General features: G+C 46.3%; 17 protein-coding genes. 1 reads left to right on the top strand and 16 read right to left on the bottom strand.

The window, feature by feature from the left end:
* Positions 1-104: 104 nt before the first annotated feature.
* The 13 genes from CEF13_RS07880 to CEF13_RS07820 form a co-directional block, all read right to left on the bottom strand.
* The gene (locus CEF13_RS07880) at positions 105-1,265 is read right to left on the bottom strand and encodes a M20 metallopeptidase family protein (protein WP_102710179.1); all 1,161 of its coding nucleotides are present in this window, start codon (positions 1,263-1,265) and stop codon (positions 105-107) included.
* A complete protein-coding gene (gene sdaAA / locus CEF13_RS07875; RefSeq protein WP_102710178.1) occupies positions 1,262-2,176 on the bottom strand; it encodes an L-serine ammonia-lyase, iron-sulfur-dependent, subunit alpha in 915 nt (304 codons plus the stop codon). The genes CEF13_RS07880 and sdaAA overlap by 4 nt, the downstream gene beginning before the upstream one ends.
* Positions 2,173-2,859, bottom strand: a complete 687-nt coding sequence (sdaAB, locus tag CEF13_RS07870; protein ID WP_102710177.1) for an L-serine ammonia-lyase, iron-sulfur-dependent subunit beta — start codon at positions 2,857-2,859, stop codon at positions 2,173-2,175. Before sdaAB ends, sdaAA begins: the two co-directional genes overlap by 4 nt.
* Before the next feature lie 38 nt (positions 2,860-2,897).
* Complete coding sequence (locus CEF13_RS07865) at positions 2,898-3,974, bottom strand: dihydrodipicolinate synthase family protein (RefSeq protein WP_102710176.1); 1,077 nt, start codon at positions 3,972-3,974, stop codon at positions 2,898-2,900.
* Positions 3,975-4,991 carry an NAD-dependent epimerase/dehydratase family protein gene (locus CEF13_RS07860; RefSeq protein ID WP_102710175.1) on the bottom strand — a complete coding sequence of 339 codons (1,017 nt, stop codon included), beginning with the start codon at positions 4,989-4,991 and terminating at the stop codon, positions 3,975-3,977. It abuts the gene before it with no gap.
* A gap of 102 nt (positions 4,992-5,093) precedes the next feature.
* Entirely contained in the window at positions 5,094-6,437 is a 1,344-nt protein-coding gene (locus CEF13_RS07855; RefSeq protein WP_102710174.1) for a nucleotidyl cyclase domain-containing protein, read from the bottom strand.
* A 468-nt stretch (positions 6,438-6,905) separates the two neighbouring features.
* Complete coding sequence (locus tag CEF13_RS07850; protein WP_006040330.1) at positions 6,906-7,130, bottom strand: helix-turn-helix domain-containing protein; 225 nt, start codon at positions 7,128-7,130, stop codon at positions 6,906-6,908.
* Between the two features lie 122 nt (positions 7,131-7,252).
* Complete coding sequence (locus CEF13_RS07845) at positions 7,253-7,963, bottom strand: class D sortase (RefSeq protein WP_102710173.1); 711 nt, start codon at positions 7,961-7,963, stop codon at positions 7,253-7,255.
* A gap of 95 nt (positions 7,964-8,058) precedes the next feature.
* The gene (locus CEF13_RS07840; protein WP_102710172.1) at positions 8,059-8,487 is read right to left on the bottom strand and encodes a GtrA family protein; all 429 of its coding nucleotides are present in this window, start codon (positions 8,485-8,487) and stop codon (positions 8,059-8,061) included.
* Positions 8,480-9,478 carry a glycosyltransferase family 2 protein gene (locus CEF13_RS07835; protein WP_102710171.1) on the bottom strand — a complete coding sequence of 333 codons (999 nt, stop codon included), beginning with the start codon at positions 9,476-9,478 and terminating at the stop codon, positions 8,480-8,482. The genes CEF13_RS07840 and CEF13_RS07835 overlap by 8 nt, the downstream gene beginning before the upstream one ends.
* Before the next feature lie 17 nt (positions 9,479-9,495).
* A complete protein-coding gene (locus tag CEF13_RS07830; RefSeq protein WP_102710170.1) occupies positions 9,496-13,305 on the bottom strand; it encodes a phospholipid carrier-dependent glycosyltransferase in 3,810 nt (1,269 codons plus the stop codon).
* A 189-nt stretch (positions 13,306-13,494) separates the two neighbouring features.
* Positions 13,495-14,652, bottom strand: coding sequence for a hypothetical protein (locus tag CEF13_RS07825; RefSeq protein ID WP_102710169.1), 1,158 nt, complete (start codon positions 14,650-14,652; stop codon positions 13,495-13,497).
* Between the two features lie 206 nt (positions 14,653-14,858).
* Complete coding sequence (locus tag CEF13_RS07820; protein WP_102710168.1) at positions 14,859-15,575, bottom strand: YhcN/YlaJ family sporulation lipoprotein; 717 nt, start codon at positions 15,573-15,575, stop codon at positions 14,859-14,861.
* 166 nt (positions 15,576-15,741) lie between these two features.
* Between CEF13_RS07820 and CEF13_RS07815 the strand changes: the two genes are divergently transcribed.
* On the top strand, positions 15,742-16,749 hold the full coding sequence (locus tag CEF13_RS07815; RefSeq protein ID WP_102710167.1) for a ketoacyl-ACP synthase III: 1,008 nt from the start codon (positions 15,742-15,744) through the stop codon (positions 16,747-16,749).
* An 82-nt stretch (positions 16,750-16,831) separates the two neighbouring features.
* On the opposite strand, the gene CEF13_RS07810 is transcribed toward CEF13_RS07815, so the two are convergent.
* The 3 genes from CEF13_RS07810 to CEF13_RS07800 form a co-directional block, all read right to left on the bottom strand.
* On the bottom strand, positions 16,832-17,083 hold the full coding sequence (locus tag CEF13_RS07810) for a hypothetical protein (RefSeq protein ID WP_146022687.1): 252 nt from the start codon (positions 17,081-17,083) through the stop codon (positions 16,832-16,834).
* A gap of 120 nt (positions 17,084-17,203) precedes the next feature.
* Positions 17,204-18,580 (bottom strand): glycosyltransferase family 2 protein, encoded by a 1,377-nt coding sequence (locus tag CEF13_RS07805; protein ID WP_102710165.1) that lies wholly within the window; start codon positions 18,578-18,580, stop codon positions 17,204-17,206.
* 179 nt (positions 18,581-18,759) lie between these two features.
* Positions 18,760-24,603, bottom strand: a complete 5,844-nt coding sequence (locus CEF13_RS07800; protein ID WP_102710164.1) for a WIAG-tail domain — start codon at positions 24,601-24,603, stop codon at positions 18,760-18,762.
* Positions 24,604-24,672: the final 69 nt, after the last annotated feature.

The raw sequence follows: 24,672 nt of genomic DNA, 5'->3' as shown, positions 1-24,672 counted from the left end.
AAATTTATGAGTGCAAAAATCAAATTAATCGCTGGGAAGAAGAGATCGCATAATCTCCATCTGCCTTGACTAAAAGGTAAGGTAAGGCAGCCAACGGAAATATATTATTTGCATCGCTCAATTGCGATTGCAGCAAGCAGTGAAGCTCCAAGAGGAATACAATCCTCATTCAGCATATATTGGGGATGATGGAGGCCGAAGGCTTCCTCAGCATATTCAGCAGGACCTGATCCAAGCCAGAAGAAGCAGCCCGGAACTTGGCCAAGATAGACTGAGAAATCCTCACCGGCGAGTGTGGGTGCCGCCTCTACTCTGTGCTGCCTGCCTATCATTCGATCTATTACAGCCTCGGTATGAAGTACGCATTCATCGTGATTGACCAGAACAGGTACCTGGTGTATATAGCTGAGCTTCGCTTTACAGCGATAGCTAGCAGCCAATTCGTTGACAATACGTTCAATTTGGCTAGGTATACGTTCTTGTACCTTCGGATTAAACGTACGGACTGTTCCGGTCAATTGTGCACGATGAGGAATGACATTATTGGCTTCTCCTGCATGAATGCTGCCGATTGTAATAACTACCGGGTCAAAGGGAGAAATTTCTCTGCTAACTACCGTTTGCAAAGCCATTACGATAGACGAGGCGCATACGACAGGATCAATGCTTTGCTCCGGGATTGCACCGTGGCCTCCTCTTCCCTCAATCGTAATTTCAATACGATCAACCGATCCCATCAATGATCCGCACCTCGTTGCAACCTTGCCTGCAGACAGAGTCGGCAAATTATGCAGGCCATAAATCTCATCAACACCTTCCAAAGCACCATCCGCGATCATTGCTTTAGCGCCCGCATTGATTTCTTCGGCCGCTTGAAAGAGGAATCGAACCGTGCCTGCAAGCTGCTGTGACTGCAGCAAGCGAGCAGCGCCCAGAAGTATAGCTGTATGAGCATCATGTCCGCAAGCATGCATAATGCCAGGGCTTGCAGATGCGAATTCCAACCCGGTTTCCTCTTGAATCGGAAGAGCATCCATATCCGCGCGCAGTGCAATTACGGGTCCCGGCTGATTCCCTTGCAGGTCAGCGATAATACCGTGTCCACCTACTCCCGTCTTACAATGAAACCCCCACGCTCTTAACTGGGCAGCTACTTTTGCAGCCGTTTCGGACTCATGGAGGCTCAGCTCCGGATATCGGTGAAGCTCCCGCCGAAATTGAATAAGTTCCCCTGCCATTCGTTGTCCTGATTCAATTAGATTCATGTTTGAGGCGATTCCCCTTTCTTCTTGCCTCTGCCATTCGGGCCATATAAATCCTGCATAATCCGGCGGCCGGTCGGCGTCTGTGCTAATCCCCCTTTAGCTGTTTCCCTATGCTTGGAAGGCATCGCAGTGCCTACCTCCAGCATGACCCCAATCACTTCATCAGACGGTATAACGCTTCGAACACCTGCAAGCGCCATATCAGCCGCTGCTAAAGCAGTAACAGCTCCAAAACCATTTCTTACGATGCATGGTATTTCAACCAGCCCGCCCACTGGGTCGCAAATCAAGCCTAATGAGTTTTTTAGCGCAAGCCCCACAGCATGTATCGCTTGCTCTGGTGTTCCTCCCCGCAGCTCAGTCAGAGCGCCAGCCGCCATCCCAATTGCGGATCCGACCTCCGCTTGACAGCCGCCTTCCGCTCCTGAAATAAAGGAGTTATTCGCAATAACGTAGCCAATCGCGCCTGCGCTGAACAAGCCCATCACAAGATGATCGTCGTCCCAATGGAACCGTTCCTGTGAACTGACAAATACGCCTGGAATGATTCCGCATGAACCCGCCGTTGGTGTCGCCACAATCCGGCCCATCGTCGCATTTACTTCTGACACGGATAACGCGTAAGCGAGCGCACGGCTTGCCTCCTTCCCAGAGGAAGGTTCATGGTTTTTCATATAACTTTGCATTCGCACTGCGTCTCCGCCTGTTAATCCGCTCCGAGAAGCCACAGGCTCCTCAATCCCCCTGCGAACAGCTTCTTTCATAATGCTGTAATAGTCAGCCATCTGCTGGAAAGTTTGCTCTTCACTTATTCCCGTTTCTTTCGCCTGCTCCGTTAACATCAATTGACCCATCGTTACTCCGTCTTGGGTGCAGCTATCCACAAGCTGCTGTAATGTTTTGAATCTCAACCCTTCACCTCATTGTCCGTTAGATCAGCCTCACAAATACGATGAATGTCTTGCAAGCCTCGGATACGTTCTATTAACGCAAGCGGTACTGCCTCATCCGTTTCAATGACGGTCAATGCATCACCGTTTCTGCCTTTGCGGTCTACATCCATGCAGCCGATATTGACACCTCCGCTGCCGAGTATGGCCGTAATATCTGCGACAATGCCTGGCCGATCGTTATGAAAAACGAGCAAAGTAGGATAGTTCATCGTAAATTTCACATCGAAATCATTGATCGCGGAAATTTCTATGTTCCCGCCTCCAATCGACGCGCCGATTACGCTGTCTTCTTGACGCCCTTTACCTTTAAGCTTTAGCATGACCGTATTGGGATGAGCAGAAGGTTTCTTGCTTGTCTGGAACGAGAGGCTCATTCCCATCGTTTCAGCGATGCTTACAGAATCTCTAATTCGGATATCGTCCGTATTATAATCGAGCAGACCTGCTACAATGGCCAGATCAGACCCATGTCCGCTGTACGTTTCAGCGAATGACCCATAAAATATAATTTCGACCTGCTCTGGGAACTCACCGTAAATCTTCCGCGCTGCTCGGCCAATGCGCGCTGCTCCAGCCGTATGAGAGCTGGATGGACCGATCATGCTCGGTCCAATAATAGAGAACACATCTTTAAAACGCATGGCGCCCCTCCGTTCAACAGATTCTCAAGCTTTAGTTATTAGTCCTTCAGCCAATCTTGCAAATGCTTGCTCACAAACTCATCATCATGCAGATGCGGGTAATCCTTGTAAACCCGATCGATCTCTTCATACTGTCCTGGTGACAATGTTTCATGAGGATTCAAGCACCAAATGCCTTTCATTAGCCCCTGCCTGCGCAGCACCTCATGAATGCCGGGTATGCAGCCTGCGAATTGATGCGCCGGATCGAAGAATGCCGCGTTGGAATCTGTTACTTCAATGTTTCTTGTCAGCCATTTTCCCGATAGGACTTCGTCATTTCGGCAGCGCTTGATTTCTTCAAGAAGCTCAACTGCTTTCTCCGTCCAAACTGCCCAATGCCCAAGCAAGCCGCCAACCATACGTTTTTCGACCATAGAACCGTCAACCATGAATCGATATGTTGTTAACAGATCATTCACGATATTATCATCATTGCCGGTATAGAGCGCGATTTCATCACGTCTGCTGGAATAGCATACAGCCCGGACAACGTCAATGGTCTGATAACGATTGAACGGCGCCATCTTGATCGCGACTACATTCGGAATTTCTGCGAATTCACGCCAGAAATCAAAACTGAAAATTTTGCCGCCTACAGAAGGCTGCAAATAAAATCCGATAACTGGAATCTTCTCCGCGACCTTAGCTGTTCGCTCCAAAACCTCTTTCTCGCTCCAACCGGTTAGACCTCCCATACTAAGCAAGCCAACATCATAGCCTAGCTCCACAGCTATTTCAGCTTCTTCCAGCGCCTGCTCAGTCGGACCGCATAACCCGGCAACTTTAATAAACGGCCGGTCGAGCTTCGCTCTCGCTATTTCCTCCGCCGCCATACGCAGCAGCGGCTCATACAAATCAATGCCTTTATCACGGATTTCAAATTGTGTGGAGTGAACGCCAATGGCAATGCCTCCGGCACCTGATGCAGCATAGTATCTCGTTAACGCCCGCTGATGACGCTCGTCAAGCTTTCGGTTTTCATCCAAAGCAAGCGGATGTGCCGGAATGACTAAACCTTCGTGCAGCGCTTTGGCAAGTTCAACGGACAACAGGGGCTTACGTGCTTCACTCAATTAAAATTTCCCCTTTCTCTCTTGAAAATGCGTCGGTTTGTTCCAAGTGTAGCCATCCGCTTGTACCCAATCCGCCGTCCAATCAATCATTTGGAGTAAGGATACGCTTGGATAACCGAATAATTGGTGAGCTTTAGCAGCATTATTCAGAAGTGCGGTATCAGATTCCACACCAGTGAAAATGGCTTCCTTGCCCATTCTTTTCGCAAATTCTCCTGCAGCAAAGCGAATTGACATTGTCTCCGGTCCAGTCACATTGATAATGGAAGGGGGATTAGAGCATTGTGTTAAGCAGCGCAATGCCATTTCATTAGCATCCCCCTGCCAAATAATATTTGCATGTCCCATCGACAGGTTTATAGGACGTTCCTCCCAAACTGCTTTCGCGAGCTCCAGAAGAACTCCGTAGCGCATATCGATAGCGTAATTAAGACGATAAATAGCCATAGGCGTGCCATTTTGATGGGAGAAATATTCAAATACGCGCTCTCGTCCTAGGCAGGATTGGGCATATTCACCAAGCGGCTCCGGTGCAGTCCCCTCATTAACGCCTCCGCTTCCCGTGGGCGAGAATGGGTACACATTGCCAGAGGAGAATACGACTATTCGAGAGTTTTTGTATTTCTCAGCTACTCTGCCGGGCAGATAAGCGTTCATCGCCCATGTGAAATATTCCTTGCCTGTTGTCCCAAATTTATTGCCAGCCATGTAAATTACATTCTGCACATCCGGCAAACGATTTAACGCCTGGTCATCAAGCAAATCACAGGAAATGGTTTCAACACCGGCTTCCTCAAGCTCCCGCCTTGCTTCTTCATTGGAAAACCTTGAAACGCCAATTACACGTTTGTTTAAGCCCCCTTCACGGATTGCGTTTTTTGCCAGCCTAGCTAAGCTGGGGCCCATTTTCCCGCCAATTCCAAGTACTAATATATCGCCCTCTATCTGACGTAAATCCTCAATAAGCTTTTTGGACGGCTCTGCTAATTTTGCTTCCAATTCTGCAATTGTTTTCATTCTCATTAACTCCCTTCAGATCTGTTTTCTTCTCCATCATACCTACAGCTGATATATAAAGACAAATCTTTTAATCGTCTTTATATAAAACAAAAAAAGACCCTATGAAGGGTTCTTTTGCAAAAATGTAAATTTATATATTTGTCTAGGCCTGCCGCGAGGCACCTTTTCCATTCCTGAAATATCGACTAATTCGTTATCAATCCATAACAGGAGCAGGCGATGCGCGCTTCTTACCGTAATATCAAGCAGGGCTGCAAGCTCATGCACCTTATACTCATATTTCCCAAGCCGGGCTCTATTGTGAAGCAGCTTGCTCAAATAGGCGCTGGTCATACCGGCATCCTCAGCACGCTTGATCAGCTGCGCATCTGTGAAGGACAGCACATCACGAATCGGATCAGCCATTTCGAGCGGACCGATTAATGTACCGTCCTCTCGGACAATAAAGCATGCATTGCCACCGGCTTCCTTCGCCTTTCGCATTGCGATTCTAGCATTTGTGCCCGCTTCATTCGCAGATCTCCCAAAGCCCATGCCAATGCTTAGCGATACTTCAAAGGTTTTATTTACGTCTTTGGCTAGAGGAATCGTCTTATAACCACCTGTTTCACGCTCAAATATACCCCTTGTCGTAAAGAAAAGATATTCATCTCCGCCAAGATGAGTTAAGTATCCATCAAGCAGCTCAACATAATCGAGCACCATCCGATGTATGTTCAGCTTCAGCTTCTGGACCTCATGCTCACTGCTTCGCTTTATAGCCATTTTCTCGAAATGATCAATATTTAATATGCCTACGACGATTTGCGCTTCTTTGCTGCGGCGTGACTCCGTGGAAAGAAGTGCACGCTCTAGCGAAACGACAATATCCTGATCGGATGGCATCAGCTGTACGTTCGGTATTTCAAGTCTATCCAGCTCCTTGGCAACTGACTCCAGGCCGGTAAAAGCAACAGAGCAGGCTCCTGCAAGAAATTGAGCTTTATGGAATGCAACGAGCTTGTCCTCAGAAGCATAAGCTGGTCCATCGTAAATGATGGATTGGGTTTCGGGTATGCCCAATCCCGTTAGGGTTCGCAGCACCATCGTTTCCGTCAAAGTGTCAACAGAAATTCCGCTGCCAAGCTTGTCCACATACTGCGCTTTAAATAATGCCTTATATAAACCAGCGTCAGTAATCGGTACATGATGAACAGGGATTGACAGGTTCAGCTTCTCCTTCATCTTCCGATGTGAGAGCGAATCGGAGATGAGCACAACCTCAACCTCATTGCCCAGTTTCTCAGCAAGCTCTGATGCATCGTCTGCGTGATTCAGAATTAGAGGGACTGGGGAGAATGAAGGGAAATTCTCAAGCACCCGCAGCATTTGATCCACGATAACAGGAGGACCAATGATGCCGATTCTAATTAGATTATTATTTTCGATATTAATTGTGGACATAAACGTATCACTCCCCTATGTAAATCATACTCGACAGAAAAATTTTGGCAAGTGAGGAGGAGTCCTCGGGCAAATACTCCTATGGTCGCTACCCTTCAATGTTTGTCGCCTTTATTTCTTTTTTCTATCCTCTAACTTATGACTTCTATTCTTTAATAAACTCGTTTAGCGGAAACCCCCGACTCTGCTCTTATTTGAACAACTAGCTGGATTTTCTACAGTTAATCGTCTTGAAAACAGCTCCAATCAAATACTAACTGTAAAAGCTACCGTTAAATCATCGCTTCGGAAGGAAAAGACGCTATTTCCTACAAATTAGCTGCATGTTTTCCTGCTAAGTTGGTTTAAACCCTTAATTCCGCTCAATTACATGTAGGAAATACCGTTAACCCCCGTTAGAACGTATATATCAACACAACACATAAAACAAGACAGCATAACAGTATGCTGCCTCCATATATTCATATGTTAGATTTGTAATTCACCAAGCTTTATTAGCTCGACAACCGCTTGCGAACGACCTTTTACATTCAATTTTTGCATGACATTAGAAATATGGTTGCGGACAGTCTTCTCGCTGATGAATAACTGCTGTGCAATATCTCTTGTGGTTTTGTCCTGTACCAACAGCTCGAATACCTCGCGTTCACGATGCGTCAATAGAAATTTACTCTTATGGTCGCTACCCTTCAATGTTTGTCACCCCTCCTTGCGCGGGTTTTTATGGTTTAACAAGGTTAAGGGATACAGTCAACTTATATTATGAAGGGGCGATATCATTGGTGCCGTGTCTGAAGAAAATGGGCTCCTCTAGCTTACATCTTGGCGTGGATGATTAAACGATGTGTTGGATTGACGATTGGATCGCAAGTAATTAATGTGAGCAGCTTGTCTTTTTTGTTATAGTTTAGAACGGATACATCCTTCGGCTCAACAATCGACACTTGATAAACCGTGTAGGTAAAGGATTCATTCTTAGTGCTCACCACGATTTTGTCTCCGACCTCAATTTCACCGAGACGGTTAAACAGTTTGCCCTTCGCACGCATCCGATGGCCTGCGATTGCAGCATTCCCAATTTGACCGAAGCCTGTTGTTTCCTTTAAATGCGCGGTCGCGGACTTCATGTTCTTTTGGGTAGCGCCCTCAACGACAGGCAGCTTTAGTTTGATTTTATCAATGATGAGCGTTGCGATCGGGGTGAGCTTTGGCGTCACCGGTACTGGCGAAGGAGTTGCCGTTATTGATTCAGTCGGCAGCTCGTTAGGTGGTTCCGTCTCGGTTGGAATATGCCCCAAAGCCGATGTTGGATCTAGATGGTCCGACGCTGACTCCTCATTGAATAGTTCGGTCAACTGCTCATACTGCTGCTGTGCCTGCTGCTGTGCCGTTTCTTCAAAGCTTGCTTGCTCCCACTCCGCCATCAGCTTTGCTTGCTGCCTATTGTCATACCATTCGTTAGCTTTCGGATAGAGGAGAACCAAAATACCCAGAACGACTAATGTATAAGACAGTATTCTTTTCATGTCCCCACCTTCCTTGGCAAAAAGAAGTGATGAGTTTAGTTCTCTTTACTTCTTTTCATTTCTCTCTGTTTTTATGTACATCTTTTGTAAAAATTTCATTCTACTTGAGGCTCCTTTGATACAAAAACCCATTTCTTGCTGCCATAAAAGTTGAGCCCAACGGTTGTAACCGTAACTAGAGCTTTAGCCAATACGGCCTCCATCCCCCACCAATTCGTTAAAGTGGCAAGCAGAAGCAGCGATATTCCGAGCAAAATACTATTCCATACAAGGAATCTTCCGCTCATCTTTAAATCCAATGAATGCTTTGAAGCTGCTTCACCCTTACCAAATGTATATCGGTTGTTTAGTACCAAGCTATTAATCATTCCAGCGCTGTATGCAAGCAGTTGAGCAAGCAAGTAATAAGTACCGAACCAAATCAATAAGGTGAATATTAAAAAATCGATTGCTGTGTTGAGCAATCCAATGAGATTAAACTTAATAAATTGCGCAGCGACCATTTTCCAGTGGGATCTAGACATATTCTTTTTCACGCTCTGGATCTTGGTTTGCAGTCACGTCTTTCTCGCTTGCCTTATAACCTTGAAGCTCACGCACGATATAGAGCGGCCTGTTTTTGGACTCATCATAAATCCGTCCGATATATTCGCCAATTAATCCAAGGAGCATAAGTATAATGCCATTGAACAACAAATTAACCGCAACTATGGAAGCCCATCCCGCTACCGTGCTGCCTGTAAACAGCTTCTGAAAAATAACAACGAGCAGGTAAATAAAGCTGCTGATCGATAACGTAAAGCCTGCGTAGGTTGCAATCTTTAACGGCTTGTAAGAGAAGGACGTAATGCCGTCTATCGCGAAGGCGATCATTTTTTTCAGCGGATATTTGGTCTCGCCCGCAAACCGCTCCTCCCGCACATATTCAACCATCGTCTGCCTAAAGCCGACCCAGCTGACCAAGCCTCGCACGAAACGGTTTTTTTCTTTCAAGCCGCGAAGCACATCACATACCTTGCGGTCGATCAACCGGAAATCGCCCGTATCGACAGGAATATCAACATTGGTCATGCTGCGCAGTATGCGATAAAACAGCTTGGCTGTCAGCTTCTTAAATAAGGTCTCTCCTTTGCGCTCTAAGCGTTTGCCGTAAACGACCTCATATCCTTCCTTCCACTTGGCGATCATGTCTAATATGACCTCTGGCGGGTCCTGAAGGTCCGCATCAATGACAACGACTGCATCACCCTGCGCATAATCCATGCCAGCCGAAATCGCAATTTGATGGCCAAAATTTCTCGAGAAATTAATGAGCCTTACGTTCGGGTCTATATCACATATGATAGATATTAATGCGACGGTCTTGTCCTTGCTTCCATCATTTACGAAGATCAGCTCGTACGGCTCCTCCGTAAGATCCATCACTTGCTTTAGCCGTTCATACGTATGCTCAATAACCGCTTCTTCGTTATACATTGGAACAATCACGCTGTACTTCAACGTCGAATGCTTCATATCAGCAGCCTCCTTTCTTAGAAAAACCAACTTGGGAACCAGCGCAGCACATGCTCTACATACCAGCTTTGTACAGTCATGCCAGACAAAGCCGGATAATACATAATAAACAAAAGGATCGCTACAACTAAGAAGGCATGTCGCAAACGCTTGTAGACAGCATTTTTCTCTTCCAGCACCTTAAATATATACACCAAGCTAAGGATGATGAATGGCACCATTGCAAAATAATGATAAAGGAATGTCAGCCGCGTAACGAGCATCCAAGGTATATATTGCGCAAGGAATGCAATCCATATTGTATAAATAGCTTTATCTGAGCGCTTTATGCTTATCCATATCGTTGCGAGCATTGCTAAGATTCCGCCCCACCAAATAATTGGATTGCCCATCGCTACAATGGTTGACTTCAGGCCTGCTGGCAAATTGTCGCCTGAATAGTACCAAACCGGTCTTTTCATAAACGGCCATTCCCACCAAGACGAGGAGAAAGGATGTGTTGATACTAGATTGCTATGGTAACTAAACATATGCTTCTGGTAATCGATTAAGCTTTTAACCGTATAGCCCTCACTCATAACGGTCAGCACCGGAATGTAGGACAGCGCATATATAGCGATCGGAATAACGATATAAAACACCAAACAAATCAATATAGTAATTGTTGTATATCGTGGAAATACGTGAATGATCTGCTGAAGCTTCTCTCTCACAAACAGCTGCTCCTGCGCTCCACCATTGCGCAGCACTCGCTTTGCAGCTGCATACTGCTTATATCGTTCGAACAAAGAAAGGCCAAGCATAACCGCTAACCCAGCTCCGCCGTATAGAACTATCCATTTGGATGCAACGCCTATTCCAAAAAATAGTCCCGCCAAGAAGAGCGGCACGAGCGTTGCACCAAGCTTTACGCGATAAAAGCTTAATGTATAATACTTGTGCATGAAATAGAACATAAGCAGAATGAAAAACACACCGTACACATCGATGGTAGCAATACGCGTTTGCGTGAAATGCATAAAATCGGCAGCAAACAGAGCTGTTGCCAGAGCGGCATAAACATAGCTGCTAAACAGCCTTCTTGCAAATAAATACATTAAAGGCAGCATAGCAATACCAAAAAGAGTGCCTGCGATGCGCCAGCCGAATGGATTCAATCCAAACAGCTTGATTCCAAGCGCGATGATGATCTTCCCTAACGGCGGATGCGTATTCTCATAAGCCACTATATGCTCTAAATGCTCATACGCTGTTCGTGCGTGATAGATTTCATCAAAATAGGAGCTGTCCATAAAGGTCGATTCATATACAGCAAGCTGCTGCTCGTCGAACAATAACGAGATGCTCCCTCTTTTGGGACTCGCTTCTTCCCGATCATTAATTCCGATGATCGGCAGCGGCTCCTTGCTTCCTTGCTCATAAATGGCGAGCTCATGCATGGAGAAACCGGTCTGAATAGTCGAAAGCTTAATATAGCGTGCTTGCAATGCTGCCGGCTGAGTGTTCCACTTAAAAACAGCAACATGGCTGCTTTCGATTTCCATGACATGGTCCCATTCCGTGCCGTCACTGCTGAATTCATATTTAAATTTTCCGGTACCAACCCCGCCGAAGCTGTTGATCCGGTCAAGCTGCTTCACCTCTCCCAGATCAATAATGAAGTCTTCACCAGATGCGGAAGGCTGCCACGCTGTTTCCGGCCCTTTCATATCTCCGAGCTGATACAAGGCCACAACGGCATAAATGAGTGTAATGCCCCCCATCCATATCCAGTCCTTACGCCCCAGTCTTTTCACTTCACTTTTTGCTCTTGTAACAGCCTCCACTTTAAATTCCGCTAACATCCTCGTGTCTGCTTCTATTCTATTCGCTTCAAGAATCGGTATAATTGGCGTTTCCCTGCCGCGTATGTAGCTCTCATAGCCAAGATACAGCAGATAAAGCATCAGAGCGATATTTGCGGTGGAGCACAGCAGAACAATGCCGTTAAACGGTACATTCGTGCTGACCTTGCTGTAATCAAGCACATAAATCATATTAATGAAGTTAGTAATGCTGAATCCCAAATATACGTTCAGCATTCTACGATCTAAAGATTGGATAAAAGCTAGAATAGCGAGCAAAATAATAGGGAACATATAACGCTCATGCATTTTCGTAACACCTATAAATACAACGGCAATCAGAACCATCGCTACATAAGTGGATCGATTGGAATCGCTGCCTTTTCCCTTCGCAAGAGCGAAGAAAATGGCAAGCAATACGGCTGCGCCAATGAAAAAGTTGCCCCAGGTTTGAAATGAAAACAGCAGCCAAGTATCCGTTATCGGCTTCCAATTCGCATTGCTTAATGCATAAATATTAAAGGCATTCAGCGTAGCGTACGGATAAGAAGAAAGCGTCCCTTTATACAGATCAATAAGAGCTGATAAACCGCCATTCCCCCAGAAGTAAGGCAAAGCAAGCACTATAAAAGTAGTAAACCCGTAGAAGGCGCTGACCGGAATTTGTTTCCAGGCCCTTCGATAAATAAACCAAAGCAGCAGCACTGGCATAAAAATAAACGCCTGAGGTTTAATTAATGCTGCAATGGCAAACCATACAGAAGCTCGCTCGATCTTGTTCTCGGATAGACCATGTATGGACAGCACAAGTACAAGCGCAAATATGGAGTCTACTTGGCCCCATGCAGCGGAATCAACAATGATAGCTGGATTAAATAAGAAAATAATCGCGATCCCCAGCGCAAAAATAGCATCTGTTTTCTTTTTGGACAACCTATAAATGAGATAACCCGCAGCTAAATCTGCTAATATAGCGGGCAATTTGAATAACAGAAGGGCTGCTTTCGACGACGAATCAAGTGCCAGCATACTTTTAACGGCACCTAATAGATAGAGGATATAAATATAACCCGGCGGGTAATCTACGAATGTACCTGTATGATAAAAGCCGGAAAGGCCTTGCGTCCAAGCATGGTTGGCCCATGACATGAATAGAGCTATATCATTGGCATAACCTTTGTTCGAAATGGCGATTGCGATTCGAAGGACAAGGGCCGCTATTAAAGCAACCATAATCGGCAGCTTCTGGAAGCGATGCTTGTCCCGGAGCCAGCTCCGGTCTCGAAGCAGCTTATTATATACGATATAAAATAGGATACAAAACAAAGCAGTTATTAATAACGCAGGGAGAACCGCACCCGCATTGCCCGCATTTTCTGTATCTCCGCTTTGCTCTGTTCCCATTAAGCTGAATACCTCGGCGCCTGCAGGCGCACGGGATACCTTCTCAACGCTTAAATCATCGAAATAAGCCTTGCCTGTATTGATGCTTCCATAACCGCCAAGACTAGCACCGATTACAATGCTCTTCTGCTCCTTGCCCGTCTTGGCATAGAAGTACACATGCTCCCATTTGCCTTTCGTATCCCGCACTTCGGGATAGTTCACCGCCACTCCGTCTACATAAAGAAGTGCGCCGGCACCGTCAGGGCCAATTCCCTCTGTCTTCACATAGCCGGAGATCTTATAAATCGATTTCGGCTTAACGCTAAGCGTTTGCGTCCAACGCGAGTGATTAGCTTCCCGGTTTTCCAGCATGGCGGAATATTGTCCCGTATGCGCATCGCTGTCAGTAAGAGAATAAGCCGTTATATGTTCTTCCATTAAATATGCATCATGGCTCCAATCGTCGGGAGCGCCGTTAGTTACATTCTCGAAGCTTGCATTTTTCAGAAGATTGCTGGCGGCATGACCGACAACAGCAGGCCAAAGAAGGGTTAGGAGAAGGATAGTTATGGCAGTGCGAGTACATATTTTCATCATCGTTCTGATTTCCACCCCATATCGGCAATTAGTATAAGCTTTTACAGTGAAATACATTATCACTGTATAGGATAATACTAGCATGGTCAACAATATTTGAGGGGGAAAATAATCAAAAAAGGCGTCTCTTCATAAGACGCCTACTTCGTCCGTTCTATTCCTCCTATTCACCGAAACGAATCAAGCTTCTTATGCGCTCCGTTTCCGTTGCAGCACTCTTGGCCTTTTTGCTCTGCTTTGCTTCTGTCTCTTAGATGTTAGCCTCTTTAAAACTATACTTTTCGTTTTCAAACGCGTTTTTTTTCCACGCTTAAGAGGCTGAGGCGCTGTCCCTTTGTTCTCTTTACTATTTCCTGCCTCTTCCACGAAAAACGAATTCGACAAAGAAAATGGGTTGTCGATTTCTGGATTATCATAATAATGCTTACGATAGGCAGTTTTAGCTTTGTCTGCAATCTGCTCACCGCTTGTGAAGAAGCTATAACTCCAAGGTATTTTGCTCATTCTGCTTTGTCCCATCTCTTCCAGCTCTTCTGCATATTCATTATAAATATCGTTATATATACACCCCTTGCTTTCATCAATCCAAGAAGCAGCCTCAAGAAAATTAAAGGAAAAATGAACGCATCGAAGCGCGCTGCCATCAATCGTATACGCCTTCGATCCCTCTTGATCAATATTCCAGCGCTCCTCTATATTCCACGGCCCAACATTATAGCCAGGATGCCGCAGTGCATAGACATCATCGAAATAATTATGCGCGAGATCCAGCCACACTTGATCGGTGTATATCTTTTCACTAGGTTCGATATAACCGTTTCGCTCGCATAGCTTCCCCCACCAGTTCAAATACTTCTCTGCGACTGGATGTCTTTTGAACGCGAGAAAACCTGAATTATATATACCGCGAACCTGGAAATCAGGTAATTGCATATAATCAAACTGGTCTGGATTAATATGATGGCCTGTAATAATAACGGGATGATTCTCAGCTATGGCAGAAAGCTCAGTAAACGGAGACATGACCTTCATATCCGAATCCATATACACCAGAAGCTGCTCATCTGCATACTTATCGTAGATATACTTCATCACTTGCGCCTTGCTCGAGCCTGCAGCCTCCTTTTCCCTATATTGAAAGAAAAATTTGCGATAATTAGGGTACATTGTCATGTTCTTTACGAGAACCGCCTCATCGAAATAGGGACAGTGGGCAGCCTCTAACGGCATCGTATCTTCAATAATTCCGATGACGACTTTACTTTCCGGCATATGCTCTTTGATTGACCGAGCCATAACCATTGCTCTCGGCAGATGCCCAGCGCTCGAAACCGTTCCAAAAATCATTCAATCACCTCCTATATATTAAACCAGTCTGGATATTATCCCTCATGTAACGTGTTCGCATATGCAATGTCAAAGTTGGATTGGGATAGTATATGAAAAATACCTATAATCGTTTGGACCATTAACCTAGAACAAAAAAACGGCTTTTAGGATTTATTCACCCTAAGAGCCGTTAGTCATTTATCTGATTGATCTTGTATAAACGATTAATCGTAAATATAGGTTTGATTCTTGATACTCATGCTCTTTAATCCATTTTCACTAGGCTTTGCCGGGAAAACCCGCTCCACCATCGCGTTAAACTCTGCAATATAGCCTTGAATTGGACGCCCCAGCTTGACATCATTCATATAAGCATTCATTCGTCCCACAAAATCCGGGTTTGCTGATACGTAAACATGCTCTACAGTTGGTTTAACACGTTTGATGTCTTGCGATATTTTATCTTTTAGTTGATCAGTTAGCATATGATGGCCTGTCGAGAGGCTGCTCATTTGTCTGCTTAGCTTCGCGCCCTCTTTGCTGGTATTCGTTCTGCTCATCATTTTGGAATTAATGTTATGTTCGCCCTGATCTAAGGATACGGCCACATAAGCATTTCTGTCAGTCATCATGACATAGGAAGCTTTGACTTCATCCATACGATTAATGTTCTCGGCTATTTTCTCGTTCATTTCCATACGATAATTTTTGTGCGAGCCGACAATATTATTGCTGTTCATTCTGCGGCCGTACATACGGTTCATTTCGTTGCTTTGATCATTCGCGAATCTTTTATTACTCAATATATTGCCGTTTGCATCATACCTTATACTGTTCGAACGAATGTCTTTGTTCCCTAGCTCACCGTGATTTGCCATACAGCCCGCCAGCATCGTACTAAGCAGCACACCAGCTGACAATACAGCTAATTTTTTGCGCATTTAGTCATCCTCCATTTCCGTTTGAATAGATTTCAGACCCGTACTTAGCGTTCGCTTCTCACGATCAGACTATACATTGCTTCTTATTTGACAAAATAAAAATATTGAAGTAAATTGGTATCAGATACTAGTACTTGGTACTAATTTTGAGAGGAAGGTGTTGTGTATGTATGAAGCAAAAACTTCTGCCATTCACTCGAATGCCGTCATTACCGCAATCGGCACATATGTTCCTGATCGAATTTTAACAAATGCTGATTTAGAAAAGCTCGTTGATACGAATGATGAATGGATCATGCAGCGAACCGGCATTCAAGAACGACGCATTGCTTCCGATAATCAATTCACAAGCGATCTATGCTTCGCCGCTGTTCATAACATGATTGAACGCTATGCTGTAACAGTAACAGATGTTGATTATGTTATTGTTGCGACCTCTACACCTGATGCCATATTTCCTAGCGTAGCTTCACAGGTACAAGCACACTTTGGCATGAATAGCAGTGGAGCTATGGATTTGCAAGCTGCTTGCGCGGGCTTTGCTGCAGGCATTCAATTAGCGAACGGCTTGCTGCTTTCAGGCGCATATCGGAAAATTCTCATTATCGGAGCTGAGACGCTATCGAAAATTACCGATTACACTGACCGTACGACTTGCATATTATTTGGCGATGGAGCTGGCGCATTCCTAATGGAAGCGAGCAATGACGGCCAAGGAAACGTGATTGCTGTTCACAGCAAAACGGACGGCGCGCAAGGGCATATGCTTTATCGCAGCAGCTTAGCACCTATGTTAGGGGAGCACCCGATTCAAACGAACGGTTTAATTGTTCAGAATGGACGGGAGGTGTACCGCTGGGTAGTCACTCAAGTAGCTGCCGGCGTATGCGAGCTGCTGGAACGGAGCAAGCTAACCACAACGGATATCGATTGGTTCATTCCGCATAGCGCGAATATGCGTATCATTACATCCCTATGCGAAAGTACCGGCTTTTCAATTGATCAAACACTAACGAGTATTAGGGCATTCGGCAACACCTCTGCCGCATCCATTCCGCTTGCGATCGATGAAGCCGTAAAAGCCAATAAAATAAAACCTGGTCAACTTATGCTCCTGTACGGCTTCGGTGGCGGATTGACACAAGCAGGAGTTGTCCTTCGCTGGTCTTTGTAAATAGAGCCAAAAAGCCTTATATCACATCGTTTCTGCTCCAATCAGAAACAATATGTGATATAAGGCTTAAATGCTGCGCCCATTATAGCTGCTGCTCATAGGCAGCTTGATGCCCGTCCTCAAAGCCTTTTGCAAAACCGGTATTAAAGCCTTCATTATAGGTAAGCCCAAGGCTTGCTCGCTCGTTCTCCTTTTGAGTCAGACGCTCTCTATATGTCTTTTTTCTACGAAGGAGTGTATTTTGGTTTGTCTGATTACTTCGATTTGTCCTTTTACTCGGAACTGCTGCACGTTCTTTCGTTCTCTGTGCTGAAGTAAGTCTACTCTTAAGCAACACTCAATCGCCTCCTGAGTTTCATTACTGTAATTTCACGCTGCAAATCCACTTCCGTCCTCACTCCTACAGATTATGCACGATACCTGCTGGTGGTACTGAAACATAAGCTACAAGGCTCTACAAGGCTTGAAATAAACGTATCGGTGCAATAATAGGCAATCCGTCCGGCAGAGCTCGCAGTTCCGCGTCTGACAATGAGATCTGCAAACAATCGTTTAAGCCCCATGCCTTTTTTGCCAACTGGCTTATGATCAGCCGTTTTTCACCATTTTCTATATAATACCAGACTCCTTCAGCCGCCTCATACACCTTCCCATGATATGAGGCCACTTCATCCGAATTACCCATGCCCAGACGATTCGACAATTGTGCAGCTAATATCGGCTCACCCATAGGCCATCTCCATAAATCCAGTTGCGATAGCGTATTGATAGACATAGTAGACGGATTCCATTGTCCTTCTATCGGTCTTCTTACTCCCGCTTCTATCCAGTACATACTGCCATTCAATCCCTTTACCACCATTTCCTGCGGAAAAAAAGCAGCTTCGCCAAATCTCCGTCTACTGACCTCCTCCGAACGATAAGAAAAAGGTTGTTCGTTGAACTCTGCTTCGCTGAATTGCTGCCATTTTTCCATATAATATTGCTTAGAAGCTTGTAATTGCTCTTCATACAAAAGAGTAGAATCTCCCTCCAACTTATCTTCTTTATCGACATATACGTACGAATCTCCCGCGCATTTCAGAATATATCCCAGTAAGCTCACGCGATGGCAGTAATCCAATTCATTGTAAGGTCCCTCTAGACAGGCTTCATCCCAATAGCCAACTTTCTCTAGCAGCTCACGTCGAAATAATAAGCATTCTTTGCTCAGAAATGATGTACGCTGCCATTTGTTGTGGTCGCTTACATTATTAACGCATGCGAATTCATACACTTCTTCCAAATCATCAAATTCTGCTTCTACCCTTTGATTCTCGCTTAGTCCATTTGATACCGGCCCAACCATTCCGATTCGATGATCACTGTGCAAGCAAAGCAGCAAATTATCAAGCCAATTCTCTGTTGGGACAATTCGATGGCTCATCAATAGAATTGTCGTTCCCTTGGCCATCATAAAGCCTCTATTCGCAGCGCCAGTAAAGCTTGTTTTCTCATCCAATATTCGGTATCTCACCTGTCCATCTAATTGCTTCAAATAGCGCTCGAGCCCATCTTTGGAACCATTATCTATGACAATGATCTCATAGGGGAGATTGGTATGATCCATAATGCCTTCTATACAAATCTTAATCGCTTCAATACTATTACAAACGGGGATGATTATGCTTGTGCCTTCGAAATAAGCTTGGTAGCTTTCCCTGCCTGCTTGGAGACCCTGTTCATACCCCTCTTTATGGCCTTGTTTATATTTTTCAAGGCGTTTTTGTGCTTGATTGCGTAAAGCAGAAGTGTTTGTGAGACGTGTTGCGGGACTTTTTTTTCGTCTCATTTGTTATCTCTCCAATTCTTCATAAACTCATTTGCATCACATAGCCCGTATCACAGATCGCACAGTTAGGCTGATATAAACAAAAGCAGGATTTCGACGTATGCTGCTTACGTTCAAAATCCTGCTTAGTCAGATTACCTGTAGTTTATCTTGTTATTGGCCAAATGTGGATGTGTCGACTACCCTTTGCCAATCGCAATCCAGTTTATATAGCCACTTGGTTCTTGACTAATACGAGTGCGAATAATGTTTATAGCCGCTTTATCGATTGATTTTGAATGGACGACTGCATAGCAAGCAGTATGATCTGTCGAAACCGTTAAAACATAACAATTGTCTGCAAAAGGCTCTTCGAAAGACAGGGTGAGCTCAACCTGCTCCGCTTGAGCTTCAAAGCTGTAAGGACATAGTCCGAACTGCTGCTTAACAACTCCGTTCCCTGAAGCTGTAATAACCGGCGAGAACCGTAATGCAGACAGTTCAATGGATTGCTGCTGGATATGGTTTCCTGATATTGCGTTATTCGCGATATGATCCGACTGAATAGTCGCTAAGCCTAAAGTGTATTCAGGCAGCAAACCTGGGGCAAGCTTATCTGCCGTGATGCTGCTCGCGGCTAGTTGCTCCGTTCCTACGCTTCCCGGCGCCAGCTTATCTGTCGTTACGCTGTGCGAAACAAGCTGCTTCGTTCCTACACTTCCAAATTCCAGCTTATCCATCGTTATGCTGCCGGCTGAAATTTGCTCTGTATCTACGCATCCGATTGCCAGCTTTTCTGTCGTTACACTGCCCGTGGCAAGGTGCTCCGTATCTACGATTTCATACGCCAGCTTATCTGAAGTTACGCTGCCCTTTGTTAGCTGCTCCGTTCCTACGCTTCCACTCGCAAGCTTATCTGTCGTTACGCTGCCTGTCGCAATCTGCTCCGTTCCTACGCTTCCACTTGCAAGCTTATCTGTCGTTATACTGCCTGCCGATATTTGCTCTGTGTCTACGCTTCCGATTGCCAGCTTATCTGTCGTTACACTGCCCATGGCAAGCTGCTCTGTATCTACACTTTCATATGCCAGCTTTTCTGTCGTTATACTGCCCGAAACTAGATGCTCCGTTCCTACGCTGCCAAGCGACAGCTTTTCTGTTGTTACGCTGCCCGTGGCAAGCTGCTCCGTTCCTATGCTGCCAAGCGTCAGCTTTTCTGTTGTTATGCTGCCCGTGGCAAGCTGCTCCGTTCCTACGCTCCCAAGCGCAAGCTTTTCTGTCGTTACACTGCCCGTGACTAGATGCTCCGTTCCTACACTGCCAAGCGACAGCTTATCTTTCGTTACGCTGCCCGTGGCAAGCTGCTCCGTTCCTACGCTCCCAAGCGCAAGCTTTTCTGTTGTTACACTACCCGTGACAAGCTGCTCCGTTCCTACACTGCTAAGCGACAGCTTATCTATCGTTACGCTGCCCGTGACTAGATGCTCCGTTCCTACGCTCCCAAGCGCAAGCTTTTTTGTCGTTACGCTGCCCGTTGACAGTTGCTTCGTTCCCACACTGCCAAGTGACAGCTTATCTGTCGTTACGCTGCCCGTGGCAAGCTGCTCCGTTCCTACACTGCCAAGCGCAAGCTTATCTTTCGTTACGCTGCTCGTTGACAGTTGCTCCGTTCCCACGATCCCTAGTACCAGCTTATCTGCTGTAACGCTGCCCGTGACTAGATGCTCCGTTCCTACGCTGCCAAGCGCAAGCTTATCTGCCGTTACGCTGCCTGTTGTTAGTTGCTCCGTTCCCACGCTGTCCGCAGCAAGCTGCTCGGTGCCGATTGCCCCTTGCTTTAGCTTGATACCTGCAATACTATTGTCAGCTATTTTATTGAATGCAAGGATGTCGTCTCCCAGATGAGCGACTGTAATCGTTCCTTTTCGAATATGATAGCCTTGTATCGAATTCGACTTCAAATGTTTGCCGGCAAGCGACTCCAGCTGCACATGCTCGCTTGTTACCGAATTCAGAGCCAGCTTCGTACGCGTTACGGCTCCCTCCTGCAGAGCCTGCTCGCCGATGCTCCCCGCTGTCAAATGCACCTCATGAACCGATTCAGGTTGAAGCAGCATCGCATTAATGGAAAGATTCGCTATTTTATCTGACGTAATCGCTCCGTTAGCGATCTGATCGGTCCCAACCGCAGCATGCTGAATCGCTTCTGCATATACAGAGCCTATTTGAAGTTGGTCTGACCCGACGCTTCCTGCAGTCAGCTTATCTGTCGTCACACTACCTGTTGACAACTGCTCCGTTCCCACACTGCCATGCGCCAGCTTATCTTTCGTTACGCTGCCCGTGATTAGATGCTCCGTTTCTACGCTGCCAATTCCAAGCTTATCTGTCGTCACACTGCCCGTTGACAACTGCTCCGTTCCCACACTGCCATGCGCCAGCTTATCTTTCGTTACGCTGCCCGTGACTAGATGCTCCGTTTCTACGCTGCCAATTCCAAGCTTATCTGACGTTACGCTGGCCGATGACAACTGCTCCGTTCCTACGCTGCCAAGCGCAAGCTTTTCTATCGTCACACTGCCCGTTGACAGCTGTTCCATTCTTACACTGCCATGCGCCAGCTTTTCTGTCGTTACGCTGCCCGTTGACAACTGCTCCGTTCCTACGCTGCCAAGCGCAAGCTTTTCTGTCGTCACACTGCCCGTTGACAGCTGTTCCGTTCCTACACTGCCATGCGCCAGCTTATCTGTCGTTACGCTGGCCGATGACAACTGATCCGTTCCTACACTGCCAAGCGCAAGCTTTTCTTCAGTGATGCTGCCCGTTGACAGCTGTTCCGTTCCTACACTGCCATGCGCCAGCTTATCTGTCGTTACGCTGCCCGATGACAACTGATCCGTTCCCACACTGCCAAGCGCAAGCTTTTCTGCAGTGATGCTGCCCGTTGACAGCTGTTCCGTTCCTACACTGCCATGCGCCAGCTTATCTGTCGTTACGCTGCCCGATGACAACTGATCCGTTCCCACACTGCCAAGCGCAAGCTTTTCTGCAGTGATGCTGCCCGCGGCAAGCTGCTCCGTTCCTACACTTCCACTCGCCAGCTTTTCTCCCGTTACACTGCCCGTGGCAAGCTGCTCCGTATCTACGCTTCCACTCGCCAGCTTATCTCCCGTAACACTGCTGGACGTTAGCTGTTCACTGCCTACGCTGAACGCAGCAAGCTGCTCGATGCCGATCGTTCCCCGCTTTAGCTTGCTTCCTGTAATGCTATTGTCAGCTAATTTATTTAAGGCAAGCACGTCGTCTCCAAGATGAGCGACTGTAATCGTACCTTTTCGAATATGGTAGCCTTGTATCGAATCCGACTTCAAATGCTTTCCGGCAAGCGATTCCAGCTGCACATGCTCGCTTGTTACCGAATTGTAAGCAAGCTTCGCACGTGTAACAGCTCCCTCCTGTAGAGCCTGCTCACCGATGCTATTCCTTGTCAAATGCTCCGCATAAATCGATTCAGGCTGAAGCTGCTTAGCACTAATTGAGAGTTTCGCTATTTTATCTGACGTAACCGCTCCGTCAGCGATTTGATCGGTACCAACCGCCGCATTCTGAATCGCTTCTGCATAGACGGAGCCTATTTGCAGTTGATTTGCCCCGACGCTTCCTGCTGTCAGCTTATCCTCGGTAATGGATTCATTCGCCAAATGAATGCTTTGCACACTGCTCTCGCTCAAATGTATGCCCAGTACAGCTTCATTCGCCAAATGTCGGCTCTGCACAGCTTCATCCGCGATTTGCTTCACCTGCACAGCACCGCTGGACAGCTTGCTTGCTGTAATTGCGCCGTCTTGAATAGCTTCTGCTCCAATAGACTTTGCTGCCAGATGACCGGCGCCAATTGCTCTCGCTTGAATATGAGCCGATTCAATGGACTCGTATTGAATATGCTTAGCCGTAATGGACTGCTCCGCGAAATGGCTGGCTAAAACAGCATTCGGGGCGAGCTTCGTGCTTGTAATGCTTGCGTCCGCCAGCTTTGATTCGGATACGCTTAAATCAGCCAGTTTATCCGTCGTGACTGATTCCGGTGACAGCTTCAGCGAATTTACAATATGGTCCGCCAAGTGATGGGAGAACACAGCTCCTGGGCCGATATACCGCGCCGTCACTGCCTCGTAGGCCAGCTTATCACTTGTGACCGATCCAGCCCGAAGCTTCTCCGTACTTACAGCCTCCAGCGAAAGATGACGGTCTTCGATAATACCGGATTGCAAATGCTCTCCTTGCACAGCATCCGGTGATATAGCCTCTTCTTTCACTGCAGCCTTCGAGAAATGATAAGACCGAAGCGCTTCTGGCGCTATTTTCTGAAATGTAATGATCTCATCCTGCAGATGCTGCGATTGAACGGAGTCTTTTGCCAAAACCGATCCGTCCACTGCCCCTTCTGTCAGCTTGCTCCGTGAAATAGACTCATCGGCTAATTGTGCCATTCCAACAGCTTGAAAGCCAATATGCTCTTCCCTAACGGCCAGCGGAGCCAGCTTATCCTCGCTTACGATACCATTGCGCAAATGTTCATTGGAGATAGCATTAGGCGAAATATGCTTTTTTGAAACCGCTGCTGCTGCTAGATGAACTCCGTTGATTTGCTCATCGGCAATTTTATCGGAGGTAATAGTACCTCTTCCTAGGTGGCGGTTCTGTATCGAATCATTGACCAGCTTTTGAGCGTTGACGCTTTGATCAGAAAGCTTGGATAGCGTTACGGAATGATCTACAAGCTTAATTGTTGAAACAGCTTGATCCGCAAGCTTCGCAGAGTTAACCGACTGCTCAGCTAAATGGCTGCTATTTATTTGCCCTGCCCGAATGTGCTCGCTTTGTACCGCCGCTGTCTGGAGATGAGAGGAAGATACCGATCCGCCCGCCAATTGTTCGGACCCGACCGCCCTCTCCCTCAGCTCCCTTGCTCCTACCGCCCCTTCCACCAGATGCTCGGCTGCGATTTCGCCAGGGGCTAAATGCTTTCCCTGAATAATCCCGACTGCGACATGCTCAGCAAGAAGAATACCCGGTTTCAAATGATGGGAATCAATGGACTCAGCAGCTATTTTCTCACTTGAAACACTGGCATCGCGAAGCTTTGACAACGTAACGGCTCCGTCTGACAGCTTAGAGTTGTCAATTACGTTATTAGCCAAATTATCCGTCTGAATTGCACCGCTTTTAATCTTGTCAGCTGTTATGGCTTGCTCTGCAATCAGCTCTGATGTAATGAGGAAAGGCTTCAAATGCCTGGAATCAATGGAACCTTCAGCAATTTTGTGAGCCTCGATGGTACGATCAGCAAGCTTATCCGACGTAACGCTTCCTTCCAGCAGCTTGCTTCCTGAAATGGAATAATCAACTATTTTTTCACCGGATATCGCATTGTTGACTAAATGGATGGAAGTAATGGAATCGGCTGCAATTTTGGAGGAATTGACGGCTCCGTTTGCGATGTGAATGTTTTCTACAGCATAATCGGCAATCGAGCCTGCTTGTATACTGCCGCTTGCAAGCTTGCTGCTGTCAACCGCTCCAGGCGCAATCTTCTCAGCTGTAATCGCCTTGTCAACCAAATCATCCGTGTAGATAAACGGCGTAGACGTATTTGGATTTTGTTTTTCTGTAATCTTCTCCTGTTTCTCTTCATAACTCACATTTCTTATTTGCTCCTCAAGCTCTTCCACGGCTTGAAGCTCCATCTGCTCGACTTGCTCGATATGCTCGATATGCTCGATATGCTCGATTTGCTCGACTTGCTCGACTAAGGCCAATTCAGCCTCTATTTGCTCAACAGGCGGCTCTAAAACAGACATAATTGAATTAATACTAGCTTTTTGCTCCGTCGCATCCTCTGCTATGATGGCTATTTGCGGCTGCACTTCAGCCTTTTTCTTATTCAAACCATCCAACCACTTTAACTCGGAAGTATTCGGATTATCGACATAAAAAAGCGGCTTCCGCCCCTTCGGGCTTTTCCCTTTTCTGCTTTTTGCCATTGTCCTCTCCTTCTCCCACCTGAAATGTCATAGGCAATATATGCACCTGCTTCTAGGCTGGCTACTCAG

The sequence above is a fragment of the Paenibacillus castaneae genome (assembly GCF_002884445.1).
GTDB lineage: Bacteria > Bacillota > Bacilli > Paenibacillales > Paenibacillaceae > Pristimantibacillus > Pristimantibacillus castaneae.
This window is presented reverse-complemented; position numbering and strand designations above follow the sequence as displayed.

Coding starts and splice junctions, on each gene's coding strand:
- CEF13_RS07880 (WP_102710179.1), bottom strand. CDS start 1,265: ATGAATCTAATTGAATCAGGACAACGAATGGCAGGGGAACTTATTCAA.
- sdaAB (WP_102710177.1), bottom strand. CDS start 2,859: ATGCGTTTTAAAGATGTGTTCTCTATTATTGGACCGAGCATGATCGGT.
- CEF13_RS07860 (WP_102710175.1), bottom strand. CDS start 4,991: ATGAAAACAATTGCAGAATTGGAAGCAAAATTAGCAGAGCCGTCCAAA.
- CEF13_RS07855 (WP_102710174.1), bottom strand. CDS start 6,437: ATGTCCACAATTAATATCGAAAATAATAATCTAATTAGAATCGGCATC.
- CEF13_RS07845 (WP_102710173.1), bottom strand. CDS start 7,963: ATGAAAAGAATACTGTCTTATACATTAGTCGTTCTGGGTATTTTGGTT.
- CEF13_RS07840 (WP_102710172.1), bottom strand. CDS start 8,487: ATGTCTAGATCCCACTGGAAAATGGTCGCTGCGCAATTTATTAAGTTT.
- CEF13_RS07835 (WP_102710171.1), bottom strand. CDS start 9,478: ATGAAGCATTCGACGTTGAAGTACAGCGTGATTGTTCCAATGTATAAC.
- CEF13_RS07830 (WP_102710170.1), bottom strand. CDS start 13,305: ATGATGAAAATATGTACTCGCACTGCCATAACTATCCTTCTCCTAACC.
- CEF13_RS07825 (WP_102710169.1), bottom strand. CDS start 14,652: ATGATTTTTGGAACGGTTTCGAGCGCTGGGCATCTGCCGAGAGCAATG.
- CEF13_RS07820 (WP_102710168.1), bottom strand. CDS start 15,575: ATGCGCAAAAAATTAGCTGTATTGTCAGCTGGTGTGCTGCTTAGTACG.
- CEF13_RS07815 (WP_102710167.1), top strand. CDS start 15,742: ATGTATGAAGCAAAAACTTCTGCCATTCACTCGAATGCCGTCATTACC.
- CEF13_RS07805 (WP_102710165.1), bottom strand. CDS start 18,580: ATGAGACGAAAAAAAAGTCCCGCAACACGTCTCACAAACACTTCTGCT.
- CEF13_RS07800 (WP_102710164.1), bottom strand. CDS start 24,603: ATGGCAAAAAGCAGAAAAGGGAAAAGCCCGAAGGGGCGGAAGCCGCTT.